The following is an 8,576-nucleotide window of genomic DNA, read 5'->3' on the forward strand; positions in this document are numbered from 1 at the left end:
CTGACGCCGTGGGAGGACCCGCACAACGCCGACGAGACCTACCTGCGGGTGCGGGCGCGGCGGCTGCTCGGCGAGCTGGAGGCCGCGCTCGGCCCCGGGGTCGCCGCCGCGCTGGCCCGCAGCGCCGACCTGCTGCGCCAGGACGCCGACGCCCTGGACGAGCTCGCCCGCACCGCGCGCGCCAGGCTGGGGGAGGGGCCGTGGGAGGCCACGTCGCTCGCCGCGCTGCCCCGCGCGATACGGACGAGGGTATGGCGGGCACTGGCCACCGAGGCCGGCTCACCACCCGGGGCGCTGTTCGCCGTCCACGTCGACGCCCTCGACGCGCTGCTGACCGACTGGCACGGGCAGGGGCCGGTCGACCTGCCCGGCGCCGTGCGGGCCCGCCGGTTCGACGGGCGGGTCACGCTGGAGCCGTCGCGTCGGGTTGAATAGAGGCTTCGTGTCCCCCCAGCTGTTTGGAGAAGTCGTGGACGCTGCCCACATGGGAGCCGACCTCGAACGCGTGCTGATCACCGAGGAGGAGATCCACGCCAAGCTCGACGAGCTCGCCGGCAAGATCTGGGCCGACTACGAGGGCAAGGACCTGCTCCTCGTCGGCGTGCTCAAGGGCGCGGTCATGGTCATGGCCGACCTCATGCGCGCCCTGCCGGGCACCGCGCCGGTGGACTGGATGGCGATCTCCTCCTACGGCTCGGGCACCAAGTCCTCGGGCGTGGTGCGGATCCTCAAGGACCTCGACGCCGACATCACCGGCCGCCACGTGCTGATCGTCGAGGACATCGTCGACTCCGGGCTGACCCTGTCCTGGATCAAGTCCAACCTCGAGTCGCGCAACGCCGCCTCGGTGGAGATCTGCACGCTGCTGCGCAAGCCGGAGGCGGCCAAGGTCGAGGTGGACGTGAAGTACGTCGGCTTCGACATCCCCAACGAGTTCGTCGTCGGCTACGGCCTCGACTACGCCGAGAAGTACCGCAACCTGCGGGTCGTCGGCACCCTCGCCCCACACGTCTACTCCTGACGTCGGGCGGTCCGGTCAACCCCCAAGAGGGCGACCCCGGCCGGAACACCGCCGTCTTGCTGGTCGTTGACCAGCGAGAATGCCGCACCCCCCTGCGGTGTACCGTCATCCCCACCGTCGGCACGCTGGCCTGACCCGCGGACGACCTTGCTGAGCGACCAGGAGGGACGGGGCCCAGAGCCCCGCACACACATGGACTTCAAGCGCATCCTTCGCACCCCGATGGTCTGGGTGATCCTGATCATCGGCATCGGCGTGCTGTGGTTCTCCGTCGGTGAGACGAGCGGGTTCTCCCGCATCGACACCTCGGCGGCGGAGAAGCTGATCACCGACAACAAGGTCGACTCGGCCAAGTTCGTCGACAACGACCACGTCGACATCACCCTGAAGAAGGGTCAGAGCTACACCGGCGGCGACGTCAAGGACGCGACCCGGGTCCGCGCCTACTACGTCACCCCGCGTGGTCCCGAGCTGGTCAAGCTGCTCAACGACCACCTGCCGCCGGCCGGCTACACCGACGAGGTCGCCCAGCCCAACTGGCTGCTCAGCCTCGCCGCGACCCTGCTGCCGCTGGTCCTGGTGCTGGGCCTGTTCTGGTTCCTCATGAACCAGATGCAAGGTGGTGGCTCCCGCGTCATGAGCTTCGGCAAGAGCCGCGCCAAGCTCGCCTCCAAGGACACCCCCAAGGTCACCTTCTCCGACGTCGCCGGCGCGGACGAGGCGGTCGAGGAGCTCCAGGAGATCAAGGAGTTCCTGGCCGAGCCGGCCAAGTTCCTCGCCGTCGGCGCCAAGATCCCCAAGGGCGTGCTGCTCTACGGCCCGCCCGGCACCGGCAAGACGCTGCTGGCCCGCGCCGTGGCCGGCGAGGCCGGGGTCCCGTTCTACTCGATCTCCGGCTCGGACTTCGTCGAGATGTTCGTCGGTGTCGGCGCCTCCCGCGTCCGCGACCTGTTCGAGCAGGCCAAGGCCAACGCCCCCGCGATCGTGTTCGTCGACGAGATCGACGCCGTCGGCCGGCACCGTGGTGCGGGCCTCGGCGGTGGCCACGACGAGCGGGAGCAGACGCTGAACCAGCTGCTCGTCGAGATGGACGGCTTCGACGTCAAGACCAACGTCATCCTCATCGCGGCGACCAACCGCCCCGACATCCTCGACCCGGCGCTGCTGCGCCCGGGCCGCTTCGACCGGCAGATCGCCGTTGAGGCGCCCGACATGCTCGGCCGCCACCACATCCTGCAGGTGCACGCCAAGGGCAAGCCGATGGCGACCGACGTCGACCTGCTCGCCGTCGCCCGCCGCACCCCGGGCTTCACCGGTGCCGACCTGGCCAACGTGCTCAACGAGGCCGCGCTGCTCACCGCCCGTGGCAACGCCAAGCTCATCGACAACAAGGCGCTCGACGAGGCGATCGACCGTGTCGTGGCCGGGCCGCAGAAGCGCACCCGGATCATGAGCGCCAAGGAGAAGAAGATCACCGCCTACCACGAGGGCGGCCACGCCCTCGTCGCCGCGGCGATGAACCACACCGACCCCGTCACCAAGGTGACGATCCTGCCCCGCGGCCGCGCCCTCGGATACACGATGGTGCTGCCGGCGGACGACAAGTACTCCACCACGCGCAACGAGATGCTCGACCAGCTCGCCTACGCCCTCGGTGGCCGGGTCGCCGAGGAGATGGTCTTCCACGACCCGACCACCGGCGCCGCCAACGACATCGAGAAGGCCACGGGCCTGGCGCGCAAGATGGTCACGCAGTACGGCATGAGCGAGCGGGTCGGCGCCATCAAGCTCGGCCAGGAGCGCGGCGAGGTCTTCCTCGGCCGCGACATGGGTCACGAGCGCGACTACTCCGAGTCGGTCGCCGGCGTCGTCGACGAGGAGGTCCGCCGCTTCATCGAGGCCGCGCACGACGAGGCGTGGAACGCCCTCAACGACAACCGCGAGGTCCTGGACCACCTGGTCCTGGAGCTGCTGGAGAAGGAGACGCTCGGCAAGGAGCAGCTCGCCGAGATCTTCTCGCCGATCGTCAAGCGCCCGGTGCGCCCGATCTGGCTCTCCAGCGACCGCCGCCACGTCAGCGACCTGCCGCCGGTCCTCACCCCGGCCGAGAAGGCGGCGATGGCCAACGGCTCGCGCCCGCAGGACGGTCAGCAGCACGTCGAGGAGCACCCGCCCACCGCGGTGATCGAGGTGCCCGAGGGTGGGTATGTCGACCCCGACGCACATTGATCTCGAGCGCGCAGAGCGCGCCGTGCGTGAGCTGCTCGTCGCGATCGGGGAGAACCCCGATCGCGACGGGCTGAAGGCCACCCCGGGGCGGGTCGCGCGGGCCTACGCGGAGATGTTCGCGGGCATGGGCCAGCAGCCGGAGGACGTGCTCACCACGACGTTCGAGATCGGCCACTCCGAGCTGATCCTCGTGCGTGACATCGAGGTCTACAGCACGTGCGAGCACCACCTGGTGCCGTTCCACGGCGTCGCGCACGTCGGCTACATCCCGGGCCGGGACGGGCGGGTCACCGGCCTGTCCAAGCTGGCCCGGCTGGTCGACGTGTTCGCCCGTCGCCCTCAGGTGCAGGAGCGGCTGACCACGCAGGTCGCCGACGCCCTGGTCGACCACCTGAAGCCGCAGGGGGTCATCGTCGTGGTCGAGTGCGAGCACCTGTGCATGTCCATGCGCGGGGTGCGCCGCCCCGGGTCACGGACCATCACCTCGGCGGTGCGGGGCCAGCTGCGTGACCCCGCCACCCGGGCCGAGGCGATGGGGCTGATCGGTGGTCAGCGGTGAGTGAACGCGCCTCCACGCGTCACGCCACACCCCTCAGCCAGCGCTTCGCCGCCTTCACCGGGCCGCAGTCGAAGGTCCCCCGCGTCCTCGGGCTGCTGACCTACCTCATCGGCATCGGCGACATCATCACCGGGCTGCGCCGTGGCCTGGGCAGCCGCTTGCACCCCCTCGCGGAGGTGCTGCCCGGCAGCGTCGCGAACGCCGCCTCGGCGGCGTCGGTGGTGGCCGGCATCCTGCTGCTCTTCCTGGCGCACGCCCTCACCCGCCGCAAGCGCCGGGCCTGGCGGGCCAGCGTGGCGCTGCTGAGCCTCAGCGTCCTGCTGCACGCCGGCCGGGTGGAGCTCATCGCCACCGCCGTGTCCGCGGTCGTCCTCATCGTCCTCATCGTCACCCGCGAGCAGTTCCACGCGCTCGGCGACCCGACCACCCGGTGGAGGGCCGCGCGCGTCTTCGTGGCCATGGCGGTCATCAGCGTCGTCCTCGGGCTCATCCTCGTGGAGTCCCGCAGGCACGCGGTCGTCGGCGGGCCGCCCAGCCTGCAGGAGGCCCTCTGGCAGGTGCTGACCGGCCTGGTCGGGCTGAACGGGCCGCTGGTCTTCGTCAGCGACCGGACCAACGACGTCATCGGCGCGGTCCTGCTCGGCCTGGGCATCATGACCCTGCTCGTCCCGGTCTACCTGGCGCTGCGCGCCCCCGAGCCGCGGCCCATGGTCACCGACGAGGACGAGACCCGCCTGCGGGCGCTGCTGGAGCGCAGCCCCGACTCCCTGGGCTACTTCAACCTGCGCCGCGACAAGAGCGTCATCTGGTCCGAGAGCGGCAAGGCGGCCATCGCCTACCGGGTGGTCTCCGGTGTGATGCTCGCCAGCGGCGACCCGCTCGGCGACCCCGAGGCGTGGCCGGGCGCGATCGCGGCGTTCCTGCGCGAGGCAGAGCTGCACGCCTGGCGGCCGGCGGTCATCGGCTGCTCGGAGCGGGCCGGCCACGTGTGGACGCGCGAGACCGGCTTCGACATCCTCGAGCTCGGCGACGAGGCGGTCGTCGACGCGGCCTCGTTCACCCTCGAGGGCCGGGCCATGCGCAACGTGCGGCAGATGGTCAAGCGGATCGGCCGGGCCGGCTACACCACCGAGGTGGTGCGCGCCGCGCAGGTCACCGAGGGCGACCGCCGCCGGGCCCTGGCCGACGCCAGCGCCTGGCGCGGCACCGAGACCGAGCGCGGCTTCTCCATGGCCCTTGGGCGGCTGGTGGATCCGGTCGACCCCGACTGCGTGTTCGTCGTGGCCCGCCAGGACGGCGTGATCCGGGCCTTCCTGCAGTTCGTGCCGTGGGGGAGCGACGGCATGTCCCTGGACGTCATGCGCCGCGACCGCACCGCCGACCCCGGCGTCAACGAGTTGATGATCGTCGAGGCCCTGCGGGCCGCGCCCGAGCTGGGGGTCAAGCGGGTGTCGCTGAACTTCGCCGCCTTCCGCTCGGCCTTCGAGCGCGGTGAGCGGCTGGGTGCCGGGCCGATGGAGCGGGCCTGGTACCGCGTGCTGAAGTTCGCCTCGCGGTGGTTCCAGATCGAGAGCCTCTACCGCTTCAACGCCAAGTTCCAGCCGCACTGGACGCCCCGCTTCGTGGTCTACCCGGCCACCCGCGACGTGCCGCGCATCGCCCTGGCCGCCCTGGAGGCCGAGGCGTTCCTGACCTGGCCGCGGCTGCGCTTCTTCAGCGGGGCGTCGTCGTGAGCACGCTCGTGATGGGCGTCGTCAACGTCACCCCGGACTCGTTCAGCGACGGGGGCCGCTGGTTCGAGCCGGGGGCCGCGGTCGAGCACGGGCTGGAGCTGCTGGCCGAGGGCGCCGACCTGCTCGATGTGGGCGGGGAGTCGACCCGTCCCGGGGCGCTGCGGCCGGACGAGGCCGAGGAGCTGCGGCGCGTGATACCGGTGGTGCGCGACCTGGCCGCCCAGGGTGCGCGCGTCTCGGTGGACACCATGCGGGCGTCCGTCGCCCGGGCAGCGCTGGAGGCCGGGGCCACCATCGTCAACGACGTCAGCGGCGGCCTGGCCGACCCGGACATGCCCGCAGCCCTGGCCGGCACCGACGTGCCGTTCATCGTCATGCACTGGCGTGGCCACAGCGCGCGGATGCAGCAACGGGCGCAGTACGACGACGTGGTCGCCGAGGTGCGCGCCGAGCTGGGGGAGCGGGTCGAGCGGCTGCTCACACAGGGACTGCGCCGCGAGCAGCTGGTGCTCGACCCCGGCTTCGGTTTCGCCAAGCTGCCGGCCCACAACTGGACCCTGCTGGCGCACCTGGAGCAGGTCGCCGCACTCGGGCTGCCGATGCTGGTCGGCACCTCCCGCAAGACGTTCCTGGGCCGGCTCGGCGTGCCCGAGGGCGCCGACCCACGGCCGCCGCTGGAGCGCGACGCCGCCACCTGCGCCACCACCGTCCTGGCTGCGCAGGCCGGGGCCTGGGCGGTGCGGGTCCACGACGTGGCCTCGAGCGTGGCCGCCGTCCAGGTGGTCGCGGCCACGGAGGGGGCGCGATGACCGACCGGATCACCCTCACCGGGATCAGCGCGCGCGGCCGCCACGGCGTGCTGGACTGGGAGAAGCAGCTGGGCCAGCCCTTCGTCGCCGACGTGGTCCTGGAGGTCGACCTGGCCAGACCCGGCGAGAGCGACGACCTCAAGCACACCGTCAACTACGCCGCGGTCGCGGCCGAGGTCGTCGAGGTGCTCGCCGGGGAGCCGCTGGACCTCATCGAGGCCGTCGCCGAGCGGGTCGCCCGCCGCGCGCTGGCCCACCCGCTCGTCGAGGCGGTCGAGGTCACCGTGCACAAGCCGGACGCCCCCGTGGGCGTGCCGTTCACCGACGTCAGCGTCCAGGTCCGGCGCGAGCGCGACACCCCGGTCGTGGTCGCCCTCGGCGCCAACCTCGGCGACGTGCAGGAGACGCTGGAGGAGGCGGTCCACGCGGTCGCGGACCTCGAGGGGGTGCGCGTGGACACGGTCTCGCCGCTCGTGGAGACCGACCCGGTCGGTGGTCCGGAGCAGCCGGCCTACCTCAATGCCGTGCTGCTGGCCCACACCCGGCTCGCGCCGCACCGGCTGCTTGCGGCACTGCACCGGATCGAGGCCGCCCACGGCCGCACCCGCGAGACCCGGTGGGGCGCCAGGACACTGGACCTCGACCTCATCCAGTACGGCGACCCTGACGCCGGCACCGACGTGGTCAGCGACGACCCCGAGCTGCTGCTGCCGCACCCGCGCGCGGCGGAGCGGGCGTTCGTGCTGACCCCCTGGCTGCGCGCCGACCCCGACGCGCGGCTGCGGGTCGCCCCCGATGGGGTGGCCGACGTGGCGCGCCTGCTCGCGGCCACCGACGCCGACGGCGTGCGACCCGGACCCGAATGGAGAGCAACATGGTGAAGGACGGTCGGGGCGTCACCCTGCGTCTGGTGCTGGCGGTCGTCGTCGTGGTGGCCGGCGTCTCCTGGGTCCTGCTTCGCTGGTGGGAGGGGGCCGGGCACAGCCTTCCGGGGGCCTCCTGGGGCAGCGCGGTGCTGCTGGCCTTCATGGCCGCGGGCATCTACGTCGCAGGTCTGCCGGTGCGACGCTGGCAGGCCGGCAAGGCCACCCGCGAGCTGAGCATGGTCCGGGCGCTGCGCACCCTGGTGCTCGCCCAGGCGGCCGCCCTCACCGGGGCCATGGTCACCGGCTGGTATGCCGCGCTGGTGCTGCTGCGCCTGCCCGACATCGACGTGGCGTCCGTGCGGGCCGACGCCGTCCACGCCCTGGTGCTGCTCCTCGCGGGCGTGCTGCTCACCGTCGCCGGCATGGCCGCCCAGCGGATGTGCCGCGTGGACGACGACCGCTCCGACCACGAGGACGACGACGCCGACGCCCCGCACTGAGCGGAGCTCGCCCGGCCGGCGGCCCCCCGGTCAGCGGCGCCGGTGCGGCGGCCCGGACACCCGGGCGACGATCGGCATCTCCACGGTGTCCACGCCGACCACGGCGGACTCGTCCGGCTTGCCGGGCAGGACGTGCGCGACGTAGTCCTTGATGGCGGCCTCGATCGAGACGTCATGGCCTGCCCTCTCGGACATGTACCACCGGTGCTCCAGCACCTCGTGGAACAGCTCGGCCGGCTCGAGCTTGTGGGTGAGGTCGCGCGGCACCTCACGCTGCACCGGCTCGTAGACCCGGGAGAGCCAGTCGTGCGCCACGATCTCCTCGTCGTCGCCCTGCCGGTCGGTGGCCGCACGGTAGGCGTCGAGGTCGTTGAGCAGGCGGCGGGCCTGGTTCTCCTCGACGTCGAGCCCGGTCAGCCGCAGCAGCCGGCGCGAGTGGTGGCCGGCGTCGACCACCTTGGGCTGGATCTGGATCTGGGTGCCGCCGATGTCGGTGGAGATGGCCAGCTCGTCGACGTCGAAGCCCAGCGCGTTGAGGCGCTTGATCCGGGCGTCGACCCGCCACCGGTCGCCCTGCTCGAAGCGCTCGAGCTCGGTCAGCTGCACCCACAGGTCGCGGTAGCGGTCCACGATCCGCTGGGAGGTGTCGACCGGGTCGACGTTCTCGGGCAGGAAGCCGCCCGCGGCCAGGTCCATCAGCTCGCCGGCGATGTTGACCCGGGCGATCTCCAGATCGTACTCACGCTGTCCGGTGGACAGGTCGGGGTACAGCTCGCCGGTTTCGGCGTCGACCAGATAGGCGGCGAAGGAGCCGGCGTCGCGCCGGAACAACGTGTTCGAGAGGGAGACGTCGCCCCAG

General features: G+C 72.2%; 9 protein-coding genes. 8 read left to right on the forward strand and 1 reads right to left on the reverse strand.

Features of this window, described 5'->3' with window-relative positions:
• From VF825_RS18560 to VF825_RS18595, 8 genes are all read left to right on the forward strand, one after another.
• Positions 1 to 435: TilS substrate-binding domain-containing protein (locus VF825_RS18560; protein WP_331116161.1), on the forward strand; the 435-nt coding region annotated here is incomplete at its 5' end.
• A gap of 34 nt (positions 436 to 469) precedes the next feature.
• Complete coding sequence (gene hpt / locus VF825_RS18565; protein WP_331116164.1) at positions 470 to 1,021, forward strand: hypoxanthine phosphoribosyltransferase; 552 nt, start codon at positions 470 to 472, stop codon at positions 1,019 to 1,021.
• A 192-nt stretch (positions 1,022 to 1,213) separates the two neighbouring features.
• Positions 1,214 to 3,250, forward strand: coding sequence for an ATP-dependent zinc metalloprotease FtsH (gene ftsH, locus VF825_RS18570; RefSeq protein WP_331116166.1), 2,037 nt, complete (start codon positions 1,214 to 1,216; stop codon positions 3,248 to 3,250).
• Positions 3,228 to 3,809, forward strand: a complete 582-nt coding sequence (gene folE, locus VF825_RS18575; RefSeq protein WP_331116168.1) for a GTP cyclohydrolase I FolE — start codon at positions 3,228 to 3,230, stop codon at positions 3,807 to 3,809. The genes ftsH and folE overlap by 23 nt, the downstream gene beginning before the upstream one ends.
• Positions 3,806 to 5,542 (forward strand): phosphatidylglycerol lysyltransferase domain-containing protein, encoded by a 1,737-nt coding sequence (locus tag VF825_RS18580; RefSeq protein WP_331116170.1) that lies wholly within the window; start codon positions 3,806 to 3,808, stop codon positions 5,540 to 5,542. Before folE ends, VF825_RS18580 begins: the two co-directional genes overlap by 4 nt.
• A gap of 11 nt (positions 5,543 to 5,553) precedes the next feature.
• On the forward strand, positions 5,554 to 6,351 hold the full coding sequence (folP, locus tag VF825_RS18585) for a dihydropteroate synthase (protein ID WP_331116178.1): 798 nt from the start codon (positions 5,554 to 5,556) through the stop codon (positions 6,349 to 6,351).
• The gene (gene folK, locus VF825_RS18590) at positions 6,348 to 7,232 is read left to right on the forward strand and encodes a 2-amino-4-hydroxy-6-hydroxymethyldihydropteridine diphosphokinase (RefSeq protein WP_331116172.1); all 885 of its coding nucleotides are present in this window, start codon (positions 6,348 to 6,350) and stop codon (positions 7,230 to 7,232) included. Before folP ends, folK begins: the two co-directional genes overlap by 4 nt.
• Complete coding sequence (locus VF825_RS18595) at positions 7,226 to 7,717, forward strand: DUF3180 domain-containing protein (protein ID WP_331116174.1); 492 nt, start codon at positions 7,226 to 7,228, stop codon at positions 7,715 to 7,717. The genes folK and VF825_RS18595 overlap by 7 nt, the downstream gene beginning before the upstream one ends.
• 30 nt (positions 7,718 to 7,747) lie before the next feature.
• On the opposite strand, the gene VF825_RS18600 is transcribed toward VF825_RS18595, so the two are convergent.
• Positions 7,748 to 8,576, reverse strand: an 829-nt coding sequence (locus VF825_RS18600) for a DUF4032 domain-containing protein (protein ID WP_331116176.1), incomplete at its 5' end; no start/stop codon positions are given.

The organism is Oryzihumus sp. (assembly GCF_036391795.1).
In the GTDB taxonomy this organism is placed as follows: Bacteria; Actinomycetota; Actinomycetes; order Actinomycetales; family Dermatophilaceae; genus Oryzihumus.